General features: G+C 74.7%; 26 protein-coding genes. 19 read left to right on the top strand and 7 right to left on the bottom strand.

Features of this window, described 5'->3' with window-relative positions; genetic code table 11:
* Window positions 1-44: 44 nt before the first annotated feature.
* Entirely contained in the window at window positions 45-644 is a 600-nt protein-coding gene (gene recR / locus E1O70_RS17675; RefSeq protein ID WP_021483478.1) for a recombination mediator RecR, read from the top strand.
* Window positions 645-659: 15 nt separating this feature from the next.
* Window positions 660-1,229 (top strand): DUF5063 domain-containing protein, encoded by a 570-nt coding sequence (locus E1O70_RS17670; protein ID WP_061268027.1) that lies wholly within the window; start codon window positions 660-662, stop codon window positions 1,227-1,229.
* Window positions 1,230-1,262: 33 nt separating this feature from the next.
* Here the strand turns inward: E1O70_RS17670 and E1O70_RS17665 are convergent, their stop codons facing one another.
* A complete protein-coding gene (locus E1O70_RS17665) occupies window positions 1,263-1,823 on the bottom strand; it encodes an SRPBCC family protein (protein ID WP_082774518.1) in 561 nt (186 codons plus the stop codon).
* Window positions 1,820-2,185: an ArsR/SmtB family transcription factor gene (locus E1O70_RS17660; protein ID WP_061268026.1), complete on the bottom strand. Its 366-nt coding sequence runs from the start codon at window positions 2,183-2,185 to the stop codon at window positions 1,820-1,822. The genes E1O70_RS17665 and E1O70_RS17660 overlap by 4 nt, the downstream gene beginning before the upstream one ends.
* A gap of 117 nt (window positions 2,186-2,302) precedes the next feature.
* Between E1O70_RS17660 and E1O70_RS17655 the strand changes: the two genes are divergently transcribed.
* The 8 genes from E1O70_RS17655 (at window position 2,303) to E1O70_RS17620 (ending at window position 9,880) form a co-directional block, all read left to right on the top strand.
* Entirely contained in the window at window positions 2,303-3,118 is an 816-nt protein-coding gene (locus E1O70_RS17655; protein ID WP_061268032.1) for a TSUP family transporter, read from the top strand.
* A gap of 95 nt (window positions 3,119-3,213) precedes the next feature.
* Window positions 3,214-3,744 carry a hypothetical protein gene (locus E1O70_RS17650; protein WP_061268025.1) on the top strand — a complete coding sequence of 177 codons (531 nt, stop codon included), beginning with the start codon at window positions 3,214-3,216 and terminating at the stop codon, window positions 3,742-3,744.
* A gap of 73 nt (window positions 3,745-3,817) precedes the next feature.
* A complete protein-coding gene (locus E1O70_RS17645) occupies window positions 3,818-4,660 on the top strand; it encodes a DUF4097 family beta strand repeat-containing protein (RefSeq protein WP_061268024.1) in 843 nt (280 codons plus the stop codon).
* Between the two features lie 36 nt (window positions 4,661-4,696).
* Window positions 4,697-5,533, top strand: a complete 837-nt coding sequence (locus E1O70_RS17640) for an ABC transporter ATP-binding protein (protein WP_061268023.1) — start codon at window positions 4,697-4,699, stop codon at window positions 5,531-5,533.
* Entirely contained in the window at window positions 5,530-6,294 is a 765-nt protein-coding gene (locus tag E1O70_RS17635) for an ABC transporter permease (protein WP_061268022.1), read from the top strand. Before E1O70_RS17640 ends, E1O70_RS17635 begins: the two co-directional genes overlap by 4 nt.
* Before the next feature lie 166 nt (window positions 6,295-6,460).
* The gene (locus E1O70_RS17630) at window positions 6,461-7,255 is read left to right on the top strand and encodes a formate/nitrite transporter family protein (RefSeq protein ID WP_061268021.1); all 795 of its coding nucleotides are present in this window, start codon (window positions 6,461-6,463) and stop codon (window positions 7,253-7,255) included.
* A 139-nt stretch (window positions 7,256-7,394) separates the two neighbouring features.
* Window positions 7,395-8,732: an aspartate kinase gene (locus E1O70_RS17625; protein WP_031316267.1), complete on the top strand. Its 1,338-nt coding sequence runs from the start codon at window positions 7,395-7,397 to the stop codon at window positions 8,730-8,732.
* Window positions 8,733-8,755: 23 nt separating this feature from the next.
* Window positions 8,756-9,880 (top strand): aspartate-semialdehyde dehydrogenase, encoded by a 1,125-nt coding sequence (locus E1O70_RS17620; RefSeq protein ID WP_061268020.1) that lies wholly within the window; start codon window positions 8,756-8,758, stop codon window positions 9,878-9,880.
* A 99-nt stretch (window positions 9,881-9,979) separates the two neighbouring features.
* Here the strand turns inward: E1O70_RS17620 and E1O70_RS17615 are convergent, their stop codons facing one another.
* Window positions 9,980-10,387 (bottom strand): VOC family protein, encoded by a 408-nt coding sequence (locus tag E1O70_RS17615; protein WP_061268019.1) that lies wholly within the window; start codon window positions 10,385-10,387, stop codon window positions 9,980-9,982.
* A 125-nt stretch (window positions 10,388-10,512) separates the two neighbouring features.
* Window positions 10,513-11,025 (bottom strand): hypothetical protein, encoded by a 513-nt coding sequence (locus tag E1O70_RS17610; protein WP_061268018.1) that lies wholly within the window; start codon window positions 11,023-11,025, stop codon window positions 10,513-10,515.
* Between the two features lie 380 nt (window positions 11,026-11,405).
* Here E1O70_RS17610 and E1O70_RS17605 point away from each other — a divergent pair, with 380 nt between their 5' ends.
* The 6 genes from E1O70_RS17605 (at window position 11,406) to E1O70_RS17580 (ending at window position 16,430) form a co-directional block, all read left to right on the top strand.
* Window positions 11,406-11,825, top strand: coding sequence for a GntR family transcriptional regulator (locus E1O70_RS17605; RefSeq protein ID WP_031316974.1), 420 nt, complete (start codon window positions 11,406-11,408; stop codon window positions 11,823-11,825).
* Window positions 11,826-11,830: 5 nt separating this feature from the next.
* Entirely contained in the window at window positions 11,831-12,814 is a 984-nt protein-coding gene (locus tag E1O70_RS17600; protein WP_082774514.1) for an ATP-binding cassette domain-containing protein, read from the top strand.
* Entirely contained in the window at window positions 12,811-13,602 is a 792-nt protein-coding gene (locus tag E1O70_RS19985) for a hypothetical protein (RefSeq protein ID WP_061268017.1), read from the top strand. Before E1O70_RS17600 ends, E1O70_RS19985 begins: the two co-directional genes overlap by 4 nt.
* 88 nt (window positions 13,603-13,690) lie before the next feature.
* Window positions 13,691-14,773, top strand: coding sequence for an ABC transporter ATP-binding protein (locus tag E1O70_RS17590; RefSeq protein ID WP_082774523.1), 1,083 nt, complete (start codon window positions 13,691-13,693; stop codon window positions 14,771-14,773).
* The gene (locus E1O70_RS17585; protein WP_061268016.1) at window positions 14,770-15,579 is read left to right on the top strand and encodes an ABC transporter permease; all 810 of its coding nucleotides are present in this window, start codon (window positions 14,770-14,772) and stop codon (window positions 15,577-15,579) included. The genes E1O70_RS17590 and E1O70_RS17585 overlap by 4 nt, the downstream gene beginning before the upstream one ends.
* Window positions 15,580-15,695: 116 nt before the next feature.
* Window positions 15,696-16,430 carry a glutamine amidotransferase gene (locus E1O70_RS17580; protein WP_061268015.1) on the top strand — a complete coding sequence of 245 codons (735 nt, stop codon included), beginning with the start codon at window positions 15,696-15,698 and terminating at the stop codon, window positions 16,428-16,430.
* Between the two features lie 102 nt (window positions 16,431-16,532).
* On the opposite strand, the gene E1O70_RS17575 is transcribed toward E1O70_RS17580, so the two are convergent.
* Both E1O70_RS17575 and E1O70_RS17570 read right to left on the bottom strand, forming a co-directional pair.
* A complete protein-coding gene (locus E1O70_RS17575; protein ID WP_061268014.1) occupies window positions 16,533-17,450 on the bottom strand; it encodes a sulfite exporter TauE/SafE family protein in 918 nt (305 codons plus the stop codon).
* 120 nt (window positions 17,451-17,570) lie between these two features.
* Complete coding sequence (locus E1O70_RS17570) at window positions 17,571-18,029, bottom strand: RrF2 family transcriptional regulator (RefSeq protein ID WP_034652034.1); 459 nt, start codon at window positions 18,027-18,029, stop codon at window positions 17,571-17,573.
* Window positions 18,030-18,108: 79 nt separating this feature from the next.
* On the opposite strand from E1O70_RS17570, the gene E1O70_RS17565 reads away from it, so the two are divergent.
* Together E1O70_RS17565 and E1O70_RS17560 are read left to right on the top strand one after the other, a co-directional pair.
* Window positions 18,109-18,921, top strand: coding sequence for an alpha/beta fold hydrolase (locus E1O70_RS17565; RefSeq protein WP_061268013.1), 813 nt, complete (start codon window positions 18,109-18,111; stop codon window positions 18,919-18,921).
* Window positions 18,921-20,486, top strand: a complete 1,566-nt coding sequence (locus E1O70_RS17560) for a PP2C family protein-serine/threonine phosphatase (protein ID WP_061268012.1) — start codon at window positions 18,921-18,923, stop codon at window positions 20,484-20,486. Before E1O70_RS17565 ends, E1O70_RS17560 begins: the two co-directional genes overlap by 1 nt.
* On the opposite strand, the gene E1O70_RS17555 is transcribed toward E1O70_RS17560, so the two are convergent.
* Window positions 20,460-20,957, bottom strand: coding sequence for an NUDIX hydrolase (locus tag E1O70_RS17555; protein ID WP_061268011.1), 498 nt, complete (start codon window positions 20,955-20,957; stop codon window positions 20,460-20,462). The genes E1O70_RS17560 and E1O70_RS17555 overlap by 27 nt on opposite strands.
* Before the next feature lie 384 nt (window positions 20,958-21,341).
* Between E1O70_RS17555 and E1O70_RS17550 the strand changes: the two genes are divergently transcribed.
* A complete protein-coding gene (locus E1O70_RS17550) occupies window positions 21,342-22,424 on the top strand; it encodes a 3-deoxy-7-phosphoheptulonate synthase (protein WP_034652063.1) in 1,083 nt (360 codons plus the stop codon).
* The last annotated feature ends 161 nt before the right edge of the window (window positions 22,425-22,585 follow it).

Below are 22,585 nucleotides of genomic sequence, written 5' to 3'. Positions count from 1 at the left end.
CGGGCCGGGTCCGCCGTGCGGGCCGCGCCCCGTAGGCTGGGGGCGTGTACGAAGGCGCTGTCCAGGACCTGATCGACGAGCTCGGCCGGCTTCCCGGCGTCGGGCCCAAGAGCGCGCAGCGCATCGCGTTCCACCTGCTCGCCGCGGACGCGGTGGACGTGCGCCGGCTCGCCGACGCGCTCACCGAGGTGAAGGCGCGCGTCCGCTTCTGCGAGACGTGCGGCAACGTCGCGGAGTCGGAGCAGTGCCGCATCTGCGCGGACCCGCGCCGCTCGCCCGAGGTGATCTGCGTCGTCGAGGAGCCCAAGGACGTCGTCGCGATCGAGCGCACGCGCGAGTTCCGCGGCCGGTACCACGTGCTCGGCGGCGCCATCAACCCGATCGAGAACGTCGGGCCGGGCGACCTACGGATCGCGGAGCTCATGAGCCGGCTCGCGGACGGGCAGGTGACCGAGGTGATCCTCGCGACCGACCCGAACGTCGAGGGCGAGGCCACCGCGACCTACCTCGCGCGCATGCTCGGCCCCATGGGCCTACGCGTGACCCGCCTCGCGTCGGGCCTCCCGGTCGGTGGAGACTTGGAGTACGCGGACGAGGTGACGCTCGGCCGGGCGTTCGAGGGCCGCCGCCTCGTCGGCGGCTGACGGGAGGTGACGAGCATGGGGGAGATCCACAACGACCCCGACCTGCGGGAGATCGCCGAGGGCATGGCGGAGCAGGCCCGCGCCTACCTCACCACGACGACGCAGGTCGCGTCCGGCGCGGCCCCCGGCGCGGTGCTGCCGCTCCTGCTCCTCGCGCTGTCCGACGCGCTCGCGGCGGGCGCCCGCCTGGGAGCCGTGGGCGACGTCGTGCCGGTCGAGCGCTTCGAGCCCGACGCCGGCCGCGACACGGACGTGGACCCGCTGCGGACGGCGCTCGCGCGGCTCTTCGACGGGTTCGACGACTACGCCGAGATCACCGACCCGCTCGTGGGGGCCGAGGTCGGCGCGGCGTCGCTCTCGGGCGACCTCGCGTGCGTCGCCGAGTGCCTCGCGAAGGGCCTGCAGCACTACGACGCCGGGCGCGAGCTCGAGGGCCTGTGGTGGTGGCAGTTCTCCTACGTCTCGCTGTGGGGAGAGCGCGCCGCGAGCGCGCTGCGCGTCCTGCAGCTCGCGCTCGCGCACCTGCGTCTCGACGTCGAGGACGACGTCGCGACCGAGGCGGAGTACGACGCGCTCCAGTCCTGAGCGTGCCGGTCGGGCGCCGCGGGCGTCCCGCGGTCAGCCGGCGTCGCCCGCCCGGCCGTAGTGGTCCGCGAGCCCGGCGAGGTACGGCTCCCACGGCACGGTGGCGGCGTCGCGCCCCTCGCGGACGGCGACGAGCCGGTCGAGGTAGTACTCCCACCCGGGCCCGATGTTCCGGGCGTCGTCGTCGGGGCCGAGGAGCTGGCGGAAGGTCAGTGTCGTGACGCCGTCCTGCTCGGCGAGCTCGAAGGACAGGTGCCACGTCTGGTCGCCCGAGGACGTCATCCCGGCGAAGCGGTGCGGCGGCTCGCACCGGGTGATGCGGTACTCCTCGGGCTCGGGCTCGGGGTCGTCGCTCTCGGCCGTCATGAAGAACTCGACGCGGCCGGTCGAGGGGTCGCCCTCCCAGTAGCCGATCCACCGCGCGAGCCGGTCGGGCTCCGTGAGGCTCGCCCACACGTCGTCGGCCGCAGCGTGGAACGTCCGCGTGACGACGAGCTCGTCGCCCGCGGGGCCGCGCTCCACCGTCCCGCCGGGTGTCGGCAGACCGGGTGCCGGCGGGACGGGGGCTGCTGATGGGGTCGTCGGGTCGCTCATGCGCTCTCCTCCTGCTGGGTCGTCCCGCGCTCGGCACGACGTTCTCGGGTGGTGCGGCGGACCTCGAGGTCGAGGCCGTCGAGCGCCCGCGCCGGGACGGGCGGGGCGGGTGCGGTGAGCGCCGCGACGAACGCGGCGAGAGGGTCGAGCGCGGCGGGCCGCAGCGAGTAGAGGCGACGGCGTCCCGCGACGACGGCCTCGACCAGCCCGGCCTCGCGCAGCACGCGCAGGTGGCGGCTCACGGCGGGGCGGGAGACGTCGTCGCGCACGCGCGCGAGGTCGCCCGCACTGAGCGACCCGGCCCGCAGCGCTCGGAGCAGGTCGCGGCGCACGTCGTCGGCGACGGCCTCGAACACGTCCATCCAGGAAGCGTAACCGAACGGTTACGCATGGGGAAGAGCCTCCTCGGCCGTGGACCGGTCGCGGACCGGTCGTGGACCCGGCCCGGGCGTGCCCCGTCCGCGTGGTACCACTGGGGGGTGCTTCCCGCCCTCTCCCTCCCGGTCTCCGGCGGCCTCGAGATCGACGGCGTGACCGTCCTCCTGCTCGTCCTCGCCGCGCTCACGGCGGGGTGGATCGACGCCGTCGTCGGCGGCGGCGGGCTCGTCCAGCTCCCGGCGCTGCTCCTCGTCCCGGGCATCAGCCCCGTGCAGGCGCTCGCGACGAACAAGCTCGCGAGCATCATGGGGACGTCGGTGAGCGCCGCGACGTACTACCGGCGCGTCGGGCCGGACCTGCGTACCGCCGGGCCCATGGCGCTCGCCGCGCTCGTGGGCGCCGTCGGGGGAGCGGCGCTCGCGTCGCGCATCCCGGCCGACCTGTTCAAGCCGATCATCCTCGTGGTGCTCGTCGGCGTCGCGGCCTACACGATCGCGAAGCCGAGCCTCGGGCACAGCACGAACCTGCGCTGGGAAGGCAACGGCCACCGGTGGGCGGCGGCCGGGATCGGCCTGGTCATCGGCACCTACGACGGCCTGCTCGGGCCGGGCACCGGGACGTTCTTCGTCATCGCGCTCGTGAGCATCCTCGGGTACGCGTTCCTGCCGGCGTCGGCGCTCGCGAAGATCGCGAACTTCGCCACGAACGCCGGCGCGCTGATCTTCTTCGTGCCGTACGGGGCGGTGCTGTGGGGGCTGGGCCTCCTCATGGGCGCGGCCAACCTGCTCGGGGCGTACGTGGGCGCCCGGATGGCGGTGGCCAAGGGCAGCGCGTTCGTGCGCGTGGTCTTCGTGGTCGTCGTCGGCGCGCTGATCGTCAAGCTCGGGTACGACGTCGTCCGCGACCTCACCACCTGAGGCATCCGCGCCGTCGGGGGCTGATGCCACCAGTGGTGTCAACGCGTTGTCACAGAGGGTTGCGGTGACACCACTCGTGGTGTCATGATGGCGTCATGGACCTCACCCCGTATGTCGACGACCTTCAGAACCGCCTCGCCGCCGCCGCGGACGCCGCCGGGGACGACGGCCGTCGGCTCGCGGAGCGCCTGACCGCACCGCTCGACGCGGCCGTGCGTCTCGTGCTCCTCGACGCGCTCTCCGCCGCGGCGGGGGAGATCTCCGCAGACCTCGCCCCGGGGTCGGTGGACGTGCGGCTGCGAGGCGGTGCCCCCGAGTTCGTGGTCGCCGTCCCCGCCGCCGCGCCCGCCCCGGTCGAGGGCCTCGTCCCCGCGAACACCCCGGCCACTGCCGCCGGGCCCGCGCCGTCCGACGTCGAGGCTGGGGCCACGACCCGCACGACCCTGCGCCTGCCCGACCACCTCAAGACGCAGGCCGAGACCGCCGCCGCCCGCGACGGCGTCTCCGTCAACACGTGGCTCGTGCGCGCGGTCGCCGCGGCGCTCGAGCAGTCCACCGGGCGTCCGGCGGCGCAGGCCCGCCCGCAGCAGCGCGGCTCCGCCCGCGTCACCGGCTGGGTGCGCTGACCACCTCGGTCTCCGTCTCCGCCCCCTCCGACCGCACCTGACACCACCACGACACCACTCCTGGAGCTTCGTCATGCCCACTTTCCCCGCCCCGCAGCCCTTGCCCGTCGTCGTCGACGTGCCGTTCGCCCACCTGCACGTGGTCGCCGGGGACCGCGACGACGTCGTCGTCACGGTCCTGCCGACCGACCCGGCCAAGTCAGGCAGCGTCCGCGCCGCCGAGGCGGTCCGCGTCGACGGCGACGGCAGCGCCCTGACGATCTCCTACCCCGGGTCGTGGAAGCAGTACGTGCTGCCGTTCGCGTCCGGCACCGCCGACATCACCGTCGAGCTGCCCGCGGGCTCCGACGTGCGCGGCAAGGCGGGCTCGCTCTACGCCGAGGGCAGCCTCGGCACCGTCGCGATGGCGCTCTCCGCCGGGGACGCCCGCGTCGAGGACGTCGACCGGCTCGACGTCAAGGCCTCGGCGGGCTCCGTGGCGGCGCGCCGCGTGCGGGGCTCGCTGGACGCCCGCGCCAGCGCCGGGTCGGTCCGTGTCGAGGAGGTCCAGGGCGAGGGCACGATCAAGGCGACGAACGGCACGACGACGGTCGGCGCCGTCACCGGCTCGCTCGCCGTCCACGGCGCGCACGGCGACATCGCGGTGACGCGCGTCGCCGGCACGCTCACGGCGAAGTCCGCGCACGCGGGCATCCGGGTCGAGCGCCTGGAGTCGGGGAGCGTCACCCTCGCGACGTCGTACGGCTCGATCGAGGTGGGCGTGCCCGAGGGGACCGCCGCGTTCCTCGACGCGAGCTCCGAGCACGGCAGCGTGCGCAACCACCTCACGCCCACGGAGGGCCCCGTCGAGGACGAGGCCACCGCGGAGATCCACGCCAGCACCGGGTTCGGCGACGTCGTCGTCCGCCGGCCCTGAACCACCCACCAGAACCCAGGGATCGGAGATCCGCAGATGTCTGCTGACCAGACCCTCGCCCCGGCCGTCCGGGTGCGAGGCATCGAGAAGTCGTACGGCGACCTGCGCGTGCTGCGCGGTGTCGACCTCGAGGTGGCGCGCGGGAGCATCGTCGCGCTGCTCGGGTCCAACGGTGCGGGCAAGACGACGCTCGTGCGGATCCTGTCCACCCTGCTCGCGCCGGACGCCGGCACCGCGACCGTCGACGGGTTCGACGTCGTCGCGCAGCCCGGGCACGTGCGCGAGTCCATCTCGCTGACGGGGCAGTTCGCCGCGGTCGACGAGGTGCTCACCGGACGGGAGAACCTCGTCCTCGTCGCCCGCCTGCGGCACCTCGCAGACCCGGGGCGCGTCGCGGACGAGCTGCTCGCCCGCTTCTCCCTGACCGACGCCGGGGCCCGCCGCGCCGGGACCTACTCCGGCGGGATGCGGCGCCGGCTCGACATCGCCATGAGCCTCATCGGCGACCCGCCGGTCATCTTCCTCGACGAGCCGACGACCGGCCTCGACCCGCAGGCCCGGATCGAGGTCTGGGCCACGGTGCGCGAGCTCGCCCACGGCGGCACCACCGTGCTGCTCACCACCCAGTACCTCGACGAGGCCGAGCAGCTCGCCGACCGGATCGCGATCCTGCACCGCGGGACGATCATCCAGAACGGCACCCTGGCCGAGCTCAAGGCCCTGCTGCCCCCGGCGACCGTCGAGTACGTCGAGAAGCAGCCCTCCCTCGAGGACGTGTTCCTCGCGCTCGTCGGCGACGCCGGCGACAGCGCCCCCACCACGGACCGGACGAGCGCCGACGGCGTCCGCCCGGCAGGAGGGGAAGCCCGATGACCACCCACGCCCTGGCCGACACCCGTGCCCTCACGGGCCGCTCGCTGCGCCACGTCCTGCGCAGCCCGGACACGATCATCACGACCGCCGTGACCCCGATCGCGCTCATGCTCCTCTTCGTCTACGTGCTCGGGGGCGCGATCGACACCGGCAGCGGCGAGTCGTACGTGAACTACCTGCTGCCCGGCATCCTGCTCATCACCGTCGCGTCGGGCGTCGCGTACACGTCCTACCGCCTGTTCCTCGACCTGCAGGGCGGCATCGTCGAGCGCTTCCGGTCCATGCCCGTCGCCCGGTCCAGCGTCCTGTGGGCGCACGTGCTCACCTCGCTCGTGGCGAACCTCGTCTCCGTGACCCTCGTGGTGGGGGTCGCCCTCGTCCTGGGGTTCCGGACCGACGCGTCCGTCGGGGCGTGGCTCGCCGTCCTCGGCATCCTCGTCCTGTTCGTCCTCGCGCTGACCTGGCTCGCGGTCGTCGCCGGGCTGTCGGCCAAGACGGTCGACGGCGCGTCCGCCTTCAGCTACCCGCTGATCTTCCTGCCCTTCGTCAGCTCGGCGTTCGTCCCCACGGACAGCATGCCGGGACCGGTCGCGTGGTTCGCCGAGAACCAGCCCGTGACCGCGATCGTCGACACCCTGCGGTCCCTCTTCGCCGGCCAGCCCGTCGGGAGCGACATCTGGGTCGCGCTCGCGTGGCTCGTCGGCATCCTCGTCCTCGCCTACGCGTGGGCGACGGCGGTCTACCGGCGCCGCGTCGGCTGACGACCGCCGGGGACCGACGCCCGAGGGGCCGCGCGCGGGAGACCGTGCGCGGCCCCTCGCCCGTCTGCACCCCCGTGCCCCGGGGCCGACGCGCGGACCTTCGGTCCCGAGCCGGGGCGACCACCGGCCCTGTCCGGGAGGTCGCCCGGACGCGAGGATCGAGGTCGTGCAGACCCTCGCCCAGGCGGTGACCACCCAGTCGGAGGCGGCCCGGGAGAAGGTGCTCTTCGCCAGACGTCCCGGGCGCTACCTCGTCGCGGCGATGCTCGCGGGCGCGTACATCGGCGTCGGCGTCGTGCTCATGGTCGCGACGGCGGGCCCGTTCCTCGCCGCCGGGTCCCCGGCCGAGCGGCTCGTCGCCGGGGGCGTGTTCGCCGCGGCGCTGACGCTCGTCGTCTTCGCCGGGGCCGAGCTCGCCACGTCCGCGATGATGGTCCTCACCCAGGGCGTCGCGACACGAGCCGTCCGCGTGCGCGACGCCGTCGCCACCCTGGGCCTGTGCCTCGTCGGCAACCTGGCCGGGTCGATGCTCTTCGGCTGGGCCGTCACGCAGGCGGGCGTGCTGCGCTCGAACGCGGCGGCCGGCGAGATGGCCGCCTCGATGCTCCGCGCGAAGGCGCACGAGACCGGGGGAGAGCTCTTCTTCCGCGGCGTGCTGTGCAACATCCTCGTGTGCGCCGCGATCTGGGCCTGCGGGCGCCTGCGCTCGGAGGCCGGCAAGGCGGTGATCCTGTTCTGGGGGATCCTCGCGTTCATCGCGTCCGGGTTCGAGCACGTCGTCGCCAACATGACGACGTTCTCCCTCGGGCTCTTCGGCGACCTCGGCCCGACGACGTGGGCCGACTTCGGCCGCAACCTCACCTGGGTGGGCCTCGGCAACCTCGTCGGCGGGGCCGTCGTCGTCGGGCTGGCGTACGTCGTCGTGGCCGGGCCGCGGGCCCGCGTGCTGCCGGAGGTGTGACCCCGGCGGCGGCCTGCCGCGGTCCGCAGGGCGGGACGGGCTTGGCCGGGGCGTGGGACGCGTGCCTATCATCGACCGACCCACAAGCACCCGGCGGGCCGTTGAGAGAGACGGAGGCCGGCGACAGATGGAGCAGCACGTGGCACTTGTCGTGCAGAAGTACGGCGGTTCGTCCGTCTCGGACGCCGAGAGCATCAAGCGGGTGGCCAAGCGCATCGCCGAGGCGAAGCGGGCCGGGAACGACGTCGTCGTCGTGGTCTCGGCGATGGGCGACACGACCGACGAGCTCATCGACCTCGCCCAGCAGGTCAGCCCCCTCCCTCCGCAGCGCGAGATGGACATCCTCCTCACCGCGGGCGAGCGCATCTCGATGTCGCTGCTCGCGATGGCGATCACCAGCCTCGGCGTGAAGGCGAAGTCGTTCACCGGGCAGCAGGCCGGTCTCATCACCGACGCGGTGCACGGCAAGGCGCGCATCGTCGACGTCGTCCCGACGCGCGTGCGCGAGACCCTCGACCGCGGCCAGGTCGCGATCGTCGCGGGGTTCCAGGGCGTGACGCAGTCGACGAACGACGTGACGACGCTCGGGCGCGGCGGGTCGGACACGACCGCCGTCGCGCTCGCGGCAGGTCTCGACGCCGACGTGTGCGAGATCTACACCGACGTGGACGGCGTGTTCACGGCCGACCCCCGCATCGTGCCGTCCGCGCGCAAGATCGACCGCATCACGTACGAGGAGATGCTCGAGATGGCGGCGAGCGGCGCGAAGGTCCTCGCGCTGCGCTGCGTCGAGTACGGCCGCCGGTACGGCGTCCCCATCCACGTGCGCTCGTCCTTCAGCGGCAAGGACGGCACGTTCGTCAGCGCGGACGCGTACACCGCGCGCCCCGGCGCGAGCGCCGGCTCCCCGGCCGGCACCGCCGGCAGCACCGCAGACCTTCCCGAGGAGACCGTCATGGAAGACCCGATCATCTCCGGCGTCGCGCACGACCGCAGCGAGGCCAAGATCACCGTCGTCGGCGTGCCCGACGTCCCGGGCACGGCCGCGCGGATCTTCGAGGTCGTCGCGGGCTCGGGCGTGAACATCGACATGATCGTGCAGAACGTGTCGGCGGCCCGCACGGGCCTCACCGACATCTCGTTCTCCCTCCCCGAGGGCGACGGCCCGGCCGCGATGTCCGCCCTCTCGGCGCTGCAGGCCGAGATCGGGTTCGACTCGCTCCAGTTCGACGACCAGATCGGCAAGCTCTCGCTCGTCGGCGCGGGCATGAAGTCGCACCCCGGCGTCTCCGCGAAGCTGTTCGGCGCGCTGCGCGACGCGGGCATCAACATCGAGATGATCTCCACCTCGGAGATCCGCATCTCCGTCGTCACGCGCGAGGACTCGCTCGACGACGCGGTGCGCGCCGTGCACACCGCCTTCGAGCTCGACGCCGCCGACGGCGAGGCCGTCGTCTACGCCGGCACCGGCCGCTGACCCGACGCAGGAGAGGACCCACCATGAGCACCCAGAGCACCCCCGGTCTGCACCTCGCCGTCGTCGGCGCGACCGGCCAGGTCGGCGCGGTCATGCGCCGCCTCCTCGAGGAGCGCGACCTGCCCGTCGCGAGCGTCCGCTACTTCGCGTCGGCGCGCTCCGCCGGGTCGACGCTCCCGTGGCGCGGGACCGACGTCGTCGTCGAGGACGTCGCCGCGACCCCGACCGAGGACCTGCGCGGGATCGACGTCGCGCTCTTCTCCGCGGGCGGCGCGACGTCGAAGGCGCAGGCCGAGCGGTTCGCCGCCGCGGGCGCCGTCGTCGTCGACAACTCCTCCGCGTGGCGCATGGACCCCGACGTCCCGCTCGTCGTCTCGGAGGTGAACCCGGGCGCGCTGCGCGAGGCGCGCAAGGGCATCATCGCCAACCCCAACTGCACGACGATGGCCGCGATGCCCGTCCTCAAGCCGCTCGCGGACGAGGCCGGGCTGGAGCGCCTGATCGTCGCGACGTACCAGGCCGTCTCCGGCGCCGGGCTCGCCGGCGCGGAGGAGCTGCGCGCGCAGGCCGTCGCGGGCGCCCGGGCCGAGGCCGACGGGTCCGGCCCGGGCCTCGTCGGTCTCGTGCACGACGGCGGCGCGGTCGCCTTCCCCGAGCCCGCCGTCTTCCCGCGGAACGTCGCGTTCAACGTCGTCCCGCTCGCCGGGTCGATCGTCGACGACGGGCAGGAGGAGACGGACGAGGAGAAGAAGCTCCGCAACGAGTCGCGCAAGATCCTCGGGCTGCCGGAGCTCGCCGTCTCGGGCACGTGCGTGCGCGTCCCCGTGTTCACCGGGCACTCGCTCGCGATCCACGCCGAGTTCGGCGCCCCGATCACGCCCGACCGTGCACGCGAGATCCTCGCCGACGCCCCCGGCGTCGCGCTCGCGGACGTCCCGAACCCGCTGGAGGCGGCCGGCAAGGACCCGTCGTTCGTCGGCCGGGTCCGCACCGACCAGTCGGTGCCGGGCGGGCGCGGTCTCGTGCTGTTCGTCTCGAACGACAACCTCCGCAAGGGCGCCGCGCTCAACGCCGTCCAGCTCGCCGAGCTCGTCGCGCAGGACCTCGACGGCGTCCGCGCCGCGTTCGCCCCGGCCCTCGCGCAGTAGAAACCAGGTACCGCGGGGTAGAGCCCCGGTACCGCGAGGTAGAGCCCTGGTGATGACCAGGGCTCTACCTCGCGAGCCGGGGGTGGCGGCGGTGCGGGCTCAGCCCTCGACGAGCCGGGCCATGTTCTCGCCGTCCGCGAGCCCCACGACGTTGCCGGCCGGGTCGGTGAGCCAGGCGCCGTCGCCGCCCTCCATGAAGCCGCGCACGATCCCCTTCTCGTCCTGGTCGAACCCCTCGTAGCGCTCGAACGTCACGCCCTTCGCGATGAGCTCGTCGACGGCCTGGTCCACGTCGTCGACGGTGAGGTGCATGACCGTGAAGGCGGCCGGCCGATGGTCCTCCTTCGGGTAGACGAACACGTCCGAGCCGCCGCCGAGGTGGAGCACCAGACCGTTCCCGTCGTCGAGTGCCGTGACGGGGAGCCCGAGGGTGTCCCCGTAGAACGCGCGCGCCGCGTCGAGGTCGTCCGCCGAGAAGCTGGAGAACCCGCGCCTGATGGTGACCATCGTTGCCTCACTCCTTCGGGACCGCCGGCGGCCGGAGGGCGGGGCCCGCCGCGGACGCCGGATCCTCCCAGCGTCCCACCGCCGGCCCGCCGTGGGTACCGCCCGGGGCGGGGGAAGGGAGCGAGTCAGGACGAGCGTGCGAGCGCGGGGCGGGTCCCGGGCGTCGGCGCGAGCACCCACAGGGCCGTCGCGGCGAGCACGTGCCAGACGGCGTGCCCCTGGAGCGTGACGCCGAGCGCGCCGTCGGCGTCGCACAGGGGCCAGCCCGGGCGGGTCAGGGTTCCCACCGTGCCGCCGACGGCGAGCAGCACGAGCGCGGCGACCGTGCGGCGTCGGACGGCGGGCCGTCGCCACGCGCGTGCGGCGCTCGCGGCCACGGCCGCGCCTGCCGCGACCACCTGGGCGGCGGTGGACGCCGGGACCGAGACCGCCGCGAGCACGACCCCGAGCAGGGTCGGCGCGAGCCACCACCACGTCCGCAGGCGGCGCCCGGTGAGGTCGGCGACGGCGTCGGCGGCGACGAGCGCGAGCGTGCCGAGCAGCGGCGGGTCGTGCGCGACGGGGTTCCACGACGGCGACGGTCCGTGCTGCACCACGGAGCCCACCCCGATCAGCGCGACCAGGACCCCGAAGGCCACCGCGCAGCCGCGACGCGGCGCCGTCGGGCTCGCCCGGGTCCCCGGGGGCCCCGGGTTCCGGCCGCCGCGCCGCCACCACGACGGCCGCGCCGGCCAGGACGAACGCGAGGCTCGTCCACGTGCTCAGCGGCTCGGCCCCGGGCGCCCCGCCCGCGAGCTCGCACGCTCCGCCCACCGCGCCCCCTCCGTCTCCCGATGCGGCCCGACCGGGTCTCCCGATGCGACCCGACCGGCACCGGCCTCGGCGCCGACGTCCCCATCGTTCCGCCCGGCGTCGGTCGTCGCGCGTCCGGAAGAAGGGTTGCGCCGCACTCCTCATCTGTGGTTCATTACTCAAGTAATGAACCACAGAACACGCGAGCCGGGAGAGGATGGGCCCCATGTTCGACGGACCTGAACCCATCTACCTCCAGATCGCGCAGATGATCCGGGCACAGGTGCTCGCGGGGGAGCTCGCGGAGGAGGAGCAGGTCATGTCCACGACGCAGTTCGCGACGACGTTCCGGATCAACCCGGCGACGGCGGCCAAGGCGTTCGCCGGGCTCGTCGACGAGGGCGTCCTCTACAAGCGGCGCGGGCTCGGCATGTTCGTCGCACCGGGCGCGCGCGAGCGGCTGCTCGCCGAGCACCGCGCGCGGTTCTTCGACGAGGTCCTCGACCCCGCGCTGGCGCAGGCGGACCTCCTCGACATCCCGGCCGCCGAGATCGTCGAGCACGTCCTCGGCCGCCCGCGGCCCGCCGGTCCCGGGACCGGCGACGCACCCCGTACCGGCCCCGACACCGACCCCACCCCGAGGTGAGACCCGTGACCGCCCGGCCCACCAGCCATCCCACCGACCACCCCGCCGCGACCGCGCCCTTCGGCGCCGAGGTGCGCGACGTCGTCGTGCGGTACTCCCGCGGCGACGACCCCGCGCTCGACGGCGCGACCCTGACGATCCGCCCCGGCGTCATCACCGGCCTCCTGGGCCGCAACGGCGCCGGCAAGACGACGCTCGCGGCCCTGCTCGCCGCGTTCCGGCGCCCGACGTCGGGCACGGTCCGCGTCGGTCCGGACGGCGAGCTCGAGGACCCGTTCGAGAACGTCTGGGCGACCATGCACACCCAGCTCGTGCGCGAGAGCGGCGACGTGGGGGAGTCCGACAAGGCGCGCGACACGCTCGAGTACTACGCGGACGTGCGCCCGCACTGGGACGCCGACCTCGCCGGGCGCCTCCTCGACACCTTCGAGGTGGACGTCCGCAAGAAGCCCAACGAGCTCTCGCGCGGCAAGCGCTCGGCGCTCGGCGCGGTCGTCGGGCTCGCCGCCCGCGCGCCCCTGACGATCTTCGACGAGGTCTACCTCGGCATGGACGCCCCGAGCCGCTACGCGTTCTACGACGCGCTCGTCGCGGACTACGCCGAGCACCCGCGCACGATCCTGCTCTCGAGCCACCTGATCGCCGAGGTCGAACGGCTCTTCGAGGACGTCGTGATCATCGACCGCGGGCGGGTCCTGCTCGCCGAGAACGCCGACGACGTCCGCGCGCGCGGCGTCAGCCTCACCGGGCCGGCGGACGTCGTCGAGCGCCACACCGCGGGCCGGGAGGTGCTCGCCCGGCAGCGGCTGGGGAGCACGGCCCAGGTCACGCTCTTCGGCACGTTCGCCCCCGACGAGCGGGCCGCGGCCGCCGCGGCCGGGCTCGAGGTCGGGGCGGTGCCCGTCCAGGACCTGTTCGTCCACCTCACGCGCACCGACCGCACCGAGGACGGCGCGTCCGCCCGCACCCGCACGCAGGAGGCACGATGACCGCCACGACCCCGCGCTCCGCGGAGCGCCGCGCGCTCGAGAAGGCCGCCCACCGGCGCGGCGTCCGCGCCGTCGCCTGGTACTTCATCGGCGGCACCTGGTACGTCGGCGTGTGGTTCTGGCTCATCGCGCTCGCCATCGGGGCCCTCGTCCTGTGGATCATGCTGCGCAACGACGACGTGAGCATCGAGGGCGTGGGCGGCGTCGCGGGCTCCGCGAAGTTCTTCCTCTTCGTCATGGGCATCCTCCTGCCGCTCATGACGATCGCGCTGCACGTCGCCGCCGGCGGCACGCGGCGGTCGTACACGCACGGCCTGTGGATCGGCGCCGCCGTCTCCGGGCTCACGTTCGGGATCGCGACCGCGCTCGTGCGGTGGGCGGAGTGGGCGCTGTTCCGCCAGGCCGGCTGGCCGACGGAGCAGGACCTCACGCAGCTCTACACGGACGGGTCCGAGGTCGGGCTCATGATCCTCGTCGAGGGCACGTTCTGCGTCGTCTACTACCTCGCGGGCATGGTCGTCGCCGCGGGCTTCTACGGCTTCGGGTTCCTGCGCGGCGTGCTGCTCGTCGTCGCGTCGCTCGCGACCGTCCTGGTGAGCGAGGTGTTCCTGCGCTCCGGGTTCTTCGGCCACGCGCTCTCGCGCGTCGTCGGTCTCGACGGCACCCCCGTCTGGCTCGCCGTGCTCGGCGGGCTCGCCGGGGTCGTGCTCGCCGCACTGCTCCTGCGCGTCGTCCTGCGGGGCGTCGCGATCCGTCCGGTCGAGTTCGCGGGCACCGCGAGCGCCTGACCGGCAGCACCCTCCCGACCGCACTCCCACCCGTCCGGGCGGCGCACGGCGCCGTCCGTGGGTGCCGCACACCCTCCTGGAGGTCACCATGAGCACCGCAGCACCGCCCCCGGGCGGCACGACGGCGACGTCGCCCGCCCCGCCCGCCGACCGCACGGCCGGGCCCGCCCCGGTCGTCGAGATCCGGAACCTGCGCAAGACGTACCCGGGACCGCAGGGCTCCGGCACGCGCACCGTCGCGGTCGAGGACGTGAGCCTCACCGTCCGGCAGGGCGAGATCTTCGGCATCCTCGGGCCCAACGGGGCCGGCAAGACGACGACCGTCGAGTGCCTCGCCGGGCTGCGCCAGGCCGACGGCGGCACGGTCCGCGTGCTCGGCGTCGACCCGCAGGCCGACCCCGCCGCGGTGCGCGACGTCGTCGGCGTCCAGCTCCAGGAGGCCGCGCTCAACGAGAAGATCACGGTCGAGGAGGCGATGCGGCTCTTCGCGTCGTTCTACGCGTCGCCCGGCGACGTGGAGGAGCTCCTCGACCTGCTCGACCTCGCCGCGCACCGGCGCGTCGCGTTCGCCAAGCTCTCGGGCGGGCAGAAGCAGCGCCTGTCGATCGCGCTCGCGCTCGTGGGGAACCCGCGCGTCGCGATCCTCGACGAGCTGACCACCGGGCTGGACCCGGCGGCCCGCCGCGCGACGTGGGAGCTCGTCGAGCGTGTGCGCGACCGCGGCGTGACCATCCTGCTCGTCACGCACTTCATGGACGAGGCGGAGCGCCTGTGCGACCGGCTCGTCATCATCGACCGCGGCCGGGTCGTCGCGCAGGGCACGCCCGCGGAGCTCGTCGACTCCGTCGACACGTCGCGCACCGTGCGCCTGCGCGTGCCGCCCGCGGACCACGACCTCGCGCTGCACACGATCGCGGGGCTCGCGGACGTCCAGCACGTCGAGGCGACGCCCGGGGCAGGGCGCGAGATCGAGGTGACGGGCTCCCGGCAGGTGCTGCCCGCCGTCGTGCTCGCGCTCGCCGAGCGCGAGGTCGTGCCCGACGACGTCCGGACCGTCTCCCGCACGCTCGAGGACGTCTTCGTGGCCGTGACCGGCCGCACGTACGACCCGGACGCGACCGACGCCTCGGACGCGACCGACGCTCGATCGACCCGAGGGGAGTCCCGATGACCGCCACGACCCTGACCCCGTCCACCGTGCCCGTCCGCCGCAGCAGCGGCTGGCGCGGGTTCGGCGTCCTGCTCGCCACGGAGGCGCGGCTCTGGCTGCGCGACCCGGGGACGGTGTTCTTCGCGCTCGTGTTCCCGACCGTCCTGCTCGTCGGGGTCGGTTTCGCCATCCCCGGGATGCGCGTGCCGATCGAGGACGCGCCCCCGCCGTGGGGCGGGCTCACACCCGTCGCTCTCTACGCGCCCGTGGTGCTCGCCGCGGCGATCGCGACCCCGGCCCTGACGACCATGCCGGTCTACTTCGCCACGTTCCGCGAGAAGGGCCTGCTGCGGCGGCTGTCGACGACGCCCATGCGCCCGCAGGGGATCGTCGTCGCGCACCTCGTCATCAACCTCGTGGCCGTCGTGGTCGCGTCCGCCGTCGCGCTCGTCGTCGGGCAGCTCGTGTTCGGCCTGCCGGCGCCGCAGAACGCGGCGACGGTCGTGCTGGCGTTCGTCCTCGGCGTCGCGTCGATGTACGCGCTCGGCACCCTCGTCGCGGCGCGCGCGCCCAAGGCGAGCACGGCGTCCGCGATCGGGACGCTCATCTACTTCCCGCTCCTGTTCCTCTCCGGGCTGTGGACGCCGGGGCCGATGATGCCGGAGGCCGTCGCGCAGGTCGGCAGGTTCACGCCGCTCGGCGCCGCGTCGCAGGCGATGACGGCGGGGTGGTTCGAGGAGGGCTTCCCCACGGTGCAGGTGGTCGTCATGGTCGTGTGGACGGCCGTGCTCCTGCCGCTCGGCATCCGGCTCTTCCGCTGGAGCTGAGGCGGGACGGACCGCGGAGCCGGGCCTCGGCCCCGTCCGCGCCACCGCTCGGCCTCGTCCGGACTGCGGCCCGGCCCCGCGGGCGTGGCCGCCGGAGCGCCCCTAGCCTGACCGGCATGAAGCCCTTCCTGCTGCTGGCGTCCCGGGCGGAGGACCCGGCCGCGGACGGCGAGCACGCGGCGGTGCTTCGTCACTCCGGCCTCGCGCCGCACGAGCTGCACCGCGTGCGGATGGAGGCGGGCCCGCTGCCGGCGATCGACCTCGACGCGTACTCGGGGGTGATCGTCGGCGGCAGCCCGTTCGACTCGTCGCGGCCCGAGGCGGAGAAGTCGGCGACGCAGCGCCGGGTCGAGCGCGAGCTCGCGCCTCTCCTGGACGAGATCGTCGAGCGCGACGTCCCGTTCCTCGGGGCGTGCTACGGCGTCGGGACGCTCGGCCTGCACGAGGGCGCGGTGCTGGACGACACGTACGCCGAGCCCATCTCGCCCGTGACGATCCGGCTCACCCCGGAGGGCCGGGCCGACCCGCTGCTCGCGGGCCTGCCCGACGCGTTCGAGGCGTACGTGGGCCACAAGGAGGCGGTGCGGGAGCTGCCGCCGCACGCGGTGCTGCTCGCGACGTCGGACGCGTGCCCGGTGCAGATGTTCCGCGTCAAGGAGAACCTCTACGCGACGCAGTTCCACCCGGAGCTCGAACTGGAGGGCATCCTCACGCGCATCGGCGTCTACCGGGACTACGGCTACTTCCCGCCCGAGGCCGCGGGCGACGTCGAGGCGGCCGTCCGGCGCGGCGACGTCCGGGAGCCGCACCGCATCCTCGCGACGTTCGTCCACCGCTACGCAACCGACTGAGACCGAGCCGGTCCTCGCAGGTCGAGCAGGTGGTCGTGGTCCGTCCTGCCGCCAGGACGGACCACGACCACCTGCTCGGCGGAGCGGGTCCTGGCGGCCGGGTCAGCGGGTGGCCGGGGCCGGGTGGGGGGTGTCGGCAGGCAGTCGCTCCGCCGCCACGGCGCGGCGGTGCGCCCGCACCGACCAGACGACGGCGGCCGCCCAGACGACCGCGACGAGCGCCAGCACGACGCCCTGGACCGCGCCGCTCGCGTCGACCCAGTCGGAGCGCAGCAGCGTGCGGACGTTGGTGAGCACGATGACGCCGCCCACGGCCGAGCCGAGGATCCGGGGCGGGAGCATCCGCACGAGCCAGGCCGCGATCGGCGCGGCGACCAGCCCGCCGAGGAGGAGCGCCACGACCCACGTCAGGTCGATCCCCTGGGAGCCGAGCGACCAGAGGAACCCGAGCGACGCGGCGACCGCGACGAGGAACTCGCTCGTGTCGACGGACCCGATGACCTTGCGCGGCTCGATCCGGCCCGAGGCGAGCAGGGCGGGCGTGCCCACGGGGCCCCAGCCGCCGCCGCCCGTGGCGTCGACGAAGCCCGCCACGAGACCGAGCGGCGCGAGGAACCGCTTGCGCAGCGGCAGCCCCAGGCGACCCGTCGGCAGCCCGGCGAACGTGAAGCGCGAGAGCACGTACACCCCGAGCGCGAGGAGCAGCAGCGACATGACGGGGGCGGCGACCTCGGTCGACAGGTTCGCGAGGAACGTCGCGCCCGCGAACGCCCCGAGCGCGCCCGGCACGCCGATGCGCAGCACGACCTTCCAGTCGACGTTCCCGAACCGCCAGTGCGCCGCGCCGGACGCGAGCGTCGTCCCGATCTCCGCGAGGTGGATCGTCGCGGACGCCGCCGCGGGGTTGGTCCCGATCGCGAGGAGGAGCGTCGTGGACGTCACGCCGTACGCCATGCCGAGGCTGCCGTCGACGAGCTGGGCGCCGAGGCCCACGAGGGCCAGCAGGACGAGGGTCCGCACCGGGGCCTCCTTGCTCGGGCCGCCGGGAGGGTCCCGACGTGTCCTGACAAGGTTGACCGGGCGGGTCCACTATGTGAAGCGCCGCCCGCATCGTGGGCCAGTGTTAACGGGAGCGTCCCGTCAGGGGTTCTCCCACGCGTCGGCGCGGGCCGCGAGCGCGTGCACGTCGTCGGGCAGGTCGCGGCGCACGACGTCGTCGATCGTCACGCGGTCCAGCACGTCGCGGACGCTCGCGCGCAGGGCGATCCACACCTCGAGCAGGCCCGCGGCGGAGCCGTCGTACTCGAGGCTCGGGGGGCGCTCGTCGCGGACCGTGACGAGCGGGCCGTCGACCGCGCGGAAGACGTCGGCGAGCGTCACCTCGGACGCCGGGCGCGCGAGGCGGTGGCCGCCGGAGCGCCCGCGGACGCTCGCGACGATCCCGGCCCGGCGCAGGTCGCCGAGGATCCGTTCGAGGAAGCTCACCGGGAGGCCCTGACCCGTCGCGAGGTCCTCCGCCCGTACCGGGTCGCCGTGCGGCGACGCCGCGAGCTCGGCGCACGCCCGCACCGCATAGTCCGCCTTCGCCGAGACACGCATGAGGACATTGTGCCGTGCGCGGGTCTCACCCCGGGGCGCCGCTGCCCCTCGCGACCCCTTCCCCCCTACGCTGTGACGCGTGGACGTGCACGAGCGCAACAACGTGCGGGTCATGGGGGCGCAGGACGGCCCGACGATGGTCTTCGCGCACGGTTTCGGCTGCGACCAGTCGATGTGGCGCTTCGTCGCGCCCGCGTTCGCGACGGACCACCGGGTCGTGCTGTTCGACCACTCGGGGTGCGGGGCGTCGCACCCGACCGCGCACGACGCCGTCCGGCACGCCGACCTCGCGGGCTACGCCGCGGACGTGGTGGAGATCGTGGAGGCCGTCGGGCCGGGGGAGGGGCGCGGGCCCGTGGTGCTCGTGGGCCACTCGGTGAGCGCCGTGATCGCGCTGCTCGCGGCGGCCGACCGCCCGGACCTGTTCGACCGGCTGGTGCTCGTGGGCCCGAGCCCGCGGTACGTCGACGACGACGGCTACCGCGGCGGGTTCACCGCCGAGGAGATCGACGAGCTCCTGGAGACGATGGACGCGAACTACCTCGGCTGGACGCAGGTCATGGCACCCGTGATCGCCGGGAACCCGGACCGCCCGGCACTCGGCGACGAGCTCGCCGCGGTGTTCCGGCGCAACGACCCGGCGGTCGCCCGGCAGTTCGCGCGCGCGACGTTCCTCGGCGACAACCGGGCGGACCTGGCGCGCGTGCGCACCCGGAGCCTCGTGGTGCAGAGCCGGGAGGACGTCATCGCGCCGCCCGAGGTCGGGCGCTACGTGCACGAGCACCTGCCGGACAGCGACCTCGTCGTCATCGACTCGGTGGGGCACTGCCCGAACCTCTCGCACCCGGACCTCCTCGTGCGCGCGATGCGCGACTGGCTGGGCGCCGCCTGATGGCGATGTCCCGGGCCGAGCGCTGGGCGCTCGCCCCCGTCGCGCTGCTCCTCCTCGACACCGAGGCGCGCGTCCTCGACGCCAACGACGAGTTCCTGCGGACGATCGAGGTCCCGGACGTCGAGGCGGTCGCGGGCCGCCGGCTGGCGGACCTGCTCACCGTGGGCGGGCGCATCTTCTGGGAGACGCACGTCGGTCCGCGCCTGCACATCGAGGGCCGCGTGGACGAGGTCGCGGTCGAGCTCCGCACGCCCGGGGGCCGCGAGCCCGTGCTGCTCACGGCGATCGAGCGCGAGGCGCGCGGCGAGCGGCTGATCGAGGTCGCGATGCTCGGCGCGCGCGAGCGCTCGCGGTTCGAGCACGAGCTCGTCGAGGCGCGCCGCGCGGCGGAGGAGGCGGAGCGCCGGGTGCGGCTGCTGCACGGCGTCGCCGCCGACCTCGCGAGCGTCGCCGGTCTCGACGGCGTCGCGTGGGTCCTGCTCCGGGCGGCCGTCACGATGCTGGGCGCGGGCGACGCCGCGCTGTGGACGGCGCAGGAGCGCGGCCCGCTGCGGCGGTGGGGCGGCGCCGTCGGCGTCCTGGCGCCGTCGATCGACGAGCTCACCGAGGCGACCGTGCGGGACGACGGGACGGTCGTCGTGCCGCTGCGCACCGCGGGCGCGCTGCTCGGCGTGCTCGCGCTCGAACCACGTCGCGCCGCGGGCTCCGACCCCGTCGACCTGGGCACCGCCGCCGCCGCGGGCCAGCTCGCGGCGCTCGCGCTCTCGCGCGCGCGGGTCCACGAGCAGAGCGTCTCGGTCGCGAGCGAGCTCCAGGGCGCGATGCTCTCGGACGGGATCGTCACCGACCCGCAGGTCGAGGTCTCGGCGTGCTACCGCCCGGGCGTCCACGACCTCCAGGTCGGCGGCGACTGGTACGACACCTTCCGGGTCGCGCCCGACGTCGTCGCGCTCAGCGTGGGGGACGTCGTCGGCCGGGGGCTCAAGGCGGCGACGTCGATGGGGCAGCTGCGCACCGCCGTCCGGGCCGCGTCCGACACGGGGCTGCCGCCGGAGGAGGTGGTCGAGCGCGTCGACCGCTTCGTCGACCGGACGGGCACGGGCTTCATGGCGAGCCTCGTGTACGGGGAGCTCGACCTGCGGGCCGGGGTGCTGCGCTACACGTGCGCGGGCCACCTGCCGCCCCTGCTCGTGCGGGCCGGCGGCTCCGCGGCGTACCTGTGGGAGGCCCGGTCGACGCCGCTGGGCGTGCGGGGCACGACGCCGCGCGTCGCGAAGGCCGTGCGCCTCGCCCCGGGCGACCTGCTGCTGCTCTTCACGGACGGCGTCGTCGAGCGCCGCGACCGGCCGCTCGCGCTCGCGCTCGACGAGCTCGCGGACGTCGTCACGCGCGCCCTCGACGTCGGCCTGCGCGACGACCGGCTGCTGGAGGCCGTCGTCTCGCGTGCGCCCGAGGACGACGACGCGTGCCTGCTCGCGGTGCGCTGGCTCGGCCCCGCCGGGGACGGGCGGGCGGTGCCCGACGCCCCGGCCGCCGCGTCAGCGGACGAAGAACGGGCCGGCTGAGGGGTCGGCGAGGCGTGCGAGCGCGTGCCCGAGACGCTCGGTCGACGAGCGCGCGACGTCGTCGGGCAGGGCGTCGGGGGCGAACCACGCGACCGCGAGCGACTCGTCGTCCGCGACGTGCGCCGCCGCGGCGGCCGCCGGCGACACCGGGCGGCACAGGAACGCGAGGTCGAGGTACTGCGACCGGTCGCCGTTGGGGTACTCCATCGGCTCGGTGACCGTCACCGCGACGAGCGCGTCCACCACCACCTCGACGCCCGTCTCCTCGAGCACCTCGCGCGCGAGCCCGACCGCCGGGTCCTCGCCCGGCTCGAGGATCCCGCTGATCACGGCCCACTGCCCGGAGTCGGCGCGCTGCCCGAGCAGCACCCGGCCGGCGTCGTCCACGACGACGCCCGACACCCCCGGCATCCACAGCAGGTCGGTCCCCACGTGGGACCGGAGGGCGGCGACGAACTCGGGGATCGGCATGCCCCGAGCGTAGGCGCTGCCCGACCGGCCCGTGAGACGGCCCGTCCGCCCCTCGGAGGCGCTGTGCTACGGTCGGCTCGTGACTTCTCAGTGGTATTGGCGCTTTACGCAGGCTCCCGGTGGGGCCGTGCGGGCGTCAGCCTGACCACAGATCACCACCCGGAGCCAGCACAGGGCCTTGGACGCGGACCGCGTCCGGGCCCTTCGTCGTGAGACGGGCCGCTCCGGGACCACGGGCGGCAGCAGGCCGGTGGAGCGCCGCTGGGCATCCCGACTCACGGCGTTCCCAGACCCCGCCGCACAGACCAGGAGCCCCCCGTGACCAGCACCACCACCTCGCCCGAGACCGCGACGACCGACGGCGCGACGAGTACCGTCGACCCCGTGGACAGCCCCGAGCTCCAGGCGCGCACGAGCGACCTGCGGGTCCGCGCGCTCGACGCCCTCCCCGCGCCGCGCGCCATGCTCGCCGACCTGCCCCTCGGTGCGACGCGCAGCGACCTCGTGACGACGTCGCGCCGCGAGGTCCGTGACGTCCTCGCGGGCGACGACGACCGCCTCCTCGTCATCGTCGGCCCGTGCTCGGTGCACGACCCCGAGGCCGCGCTCGAGTACGCGGGGCGCCTGGCCGCCGTCGCGCACGAGCTCGCGGACGACCTCATGGTCGTCATGCGCGTCTACTTCGAGAAGCCGCGCACGACCGTGGGCTGGAAGGGCCTCATCAACGACCCGCACCTCGACGGGTCGCACGACGTGCACCACGGCCTGCGCCTCGCGCGCGAGGTGCTGCTCGGCGTGCTCGACGCCGGCGTCCCGGCCGCGTGCGAGTTCCTCGAGCCGACGAGCCCGCAGTACATCGCGGACGCGGTGTCGTGGGGCGCGATCGGCGCGCGCAACGCCGAGTCGCAGGTGCACCGCCAGCTCGCCTCGGGCCTGTCCATGCCCGTCGGGTTCAAGAACGCGACCGACGGCGACGTGCAGATCGCGGTCGACGGCTGCATCACCGCGGCGAGCGAGCACACGTTCTTCGGCATGGACTCGCTCGGCCGGGCCGCCGCCGTGGAGACCGCGGGCAACCCCGACTGCCACGTCATCCTGCGCGGCGGGCGCTCGGGCCCCAACTACGGGGCCGACGACGTCGCGGCGGCGCTCGCGGTCGCGCGCACCTCGGGTCGCGGCGGGGTCACGGAGCACGGGCTCGTGGTCGACGCGTCGCACGGCAACTCCGGCAAGAGCCACGTGCGCCAGGCGGAGGTCGTGCGCGAGGTCTCCGCACGGCTGGCCGAGGGCGAGCAGGGCATCACGGGCCTCATGATGGAGAGCTTCCTCGTGGCGGGCGCGCAGAAGCCCGCGCCGAGCGGCCTCGTCTACGGGCAGTCCGTCACGGACGCGTGCATCGACTGGGACACGACGGCCGACCTCCTGCAGGAGCTCGCGGCGGCGGTCCGCGCCCGACGCGCGCTCTGAGCGGTGCCCGCGGGGCGGGGACCCATCCGTCCGCGCGTCGGCGCCGAACCCAGGATGTCCCGGACGGACCGGGACGGCGCTGGCGACGGGAGGTCGGGTGCCGAGAGCCGTGGTCGACGCGCCGCAGCGCGTGCGGGAGGCGCCCGTGCTGCACACTGACC

Source organism: Cellulosimicrobium funkei (assembly GCF_004519295.1).
Taxonomy (GTDB): domain Bacteria; phylum Actinomycetota; class Actinomycetes; order Actinomycetales; family Cellulomonadaceae; genus Cellulosimicrobium; species Cellulosimicrobium funkei.
The sequence above is the reverse complement of the archived record's forward strand: the minus strand, read 5'-3'. Positions and strand labels throughout refer to the sequence as shown.

Excerpts from the sequence above, each read along its gene's own strand:
- E1O70_RS17585 (WP_061268016.1), top strand. The coding sequence starts at position 14,770 with ATGACCGCCACGACCCTGACCCCGTCCACCGTGCCCGTCCGCCGCAGC.
- E1O70_RS17605 (WP_031316974.1), top strand. The coding sequence starts at position 11,406 with ATGTTCGACGGACCTGAACCCATCTACCTCCAGATCGCGCAGATGATC.
- E1O70_RS17640 (WP_061268023.1), top strand. The coding sequence starts at position 4,697 with ATGTCTGCTGACCAGACCCTCGCCCCGGCCGTCCGGGTGCGAGGCATC.
- E1O70_RS17660 (WP_061268026.1), bottom strand. The coding sequence starts at position 2,185 with ATGGACGTGTTCGAGGCCGTCGCCGACGACGTGCGCCGCGACCTGCTC.
- E1O70_RS17650 (WP_061268025.1), top strand. The coding sequence starts at position 3,214 with ATGGACCTCACCCCGTATGTCGACGACCTTCAGAACCGCCTCGCCGCC.
- E1O70_RS17665 (WP_082774518.1), bottom strand. The coding sequence starts at position 1,823 with ATGAGCGACCCGACGACCCCATCAGCAGCCCCCGTCCCGCCGGCACCC.
- E1O70_RS17555 (WP_061268011.1), bottom strand. The coding sequence starts at position 20,957 with ATGCCGATCCCCGAGTTCGTCGCCGCCCTCCGGTCCCACGTGGGGACC.
- E1O70_RS17620 (WP_061268020.1), top strand. The coding sequence starts at position 8,756 with ATGAGCACCCAGAGCACCCCCGGTCTGCACCTCGCCGTCGTCGGCGCG.
- E1O70_RS19985 (WP_061268017.1), top strand. The coding sequence starts at position 12,811 with ATGACCGCCACGACCCCGCGCTCCGCGGAGCGCCGCGCGCTCGAGAAG.
- E1O70_RS17580 (WP_061268015.1), top strand. The coding sequence starts at position 15,696 with ATGAAGCCCTTCCTGCTGCTGGCGTCCCGGGCGGAGGACCCGGCCGCG.
- E1O70_RS17590 (WP_082774523.1), top strand. The coding sequence starts at position 13,691 with ATGAGCACCGCAGCACCGCCCCCGGGCGGCACGACGGCGACGTCGCCC.
- E1O70_RS17670 (WP_061268027.1), top strand. The coding sequence starts at position 660 with ATGGGGGAGATCCACAACGACCCCGACCTGCGGGAGATCGCCGAGGGC.
- E1O70_RS17615 (WP_061268019.1), bottom strand. The coding sequence starts at position 10,387 with ATGGTCACCATCAGGCGCGGGTTCTCCAGCTTCTCGGCGGACGACCTC.
- E1O70_RS17560 (WP_061268012.1), top strand. The coding sequence starts at position 18,921 with ATGGCGATGTCCCGGGCCGAGCGCTGGGCGCTCGCCCCCGTCGCGCTG.
- E1O70_RS17635 (WP_061268022.1), top strand. The coding sequence starts at position 5,530 with ATGACCACCCACGCCCTGGCCGACACCCGTGCCCTCACGGGCCGCTCG.
- E1O70_RS17570 (WP_034652034.1), bottom strand. The coding sequence starts at position 18,029 with ATGCGTGTCTCGGCGAAGGCGGACTATGCGGTGCGGGCGTGCGCCGAG.
- E1O70_RS17645 (WP_061268024.1), top strand. The coding sequence starts at position 3,818 with ATGCCCACTTTCCCCGCCCCGCAGCCCTTGCCCGTCGTCGTCGACGTG.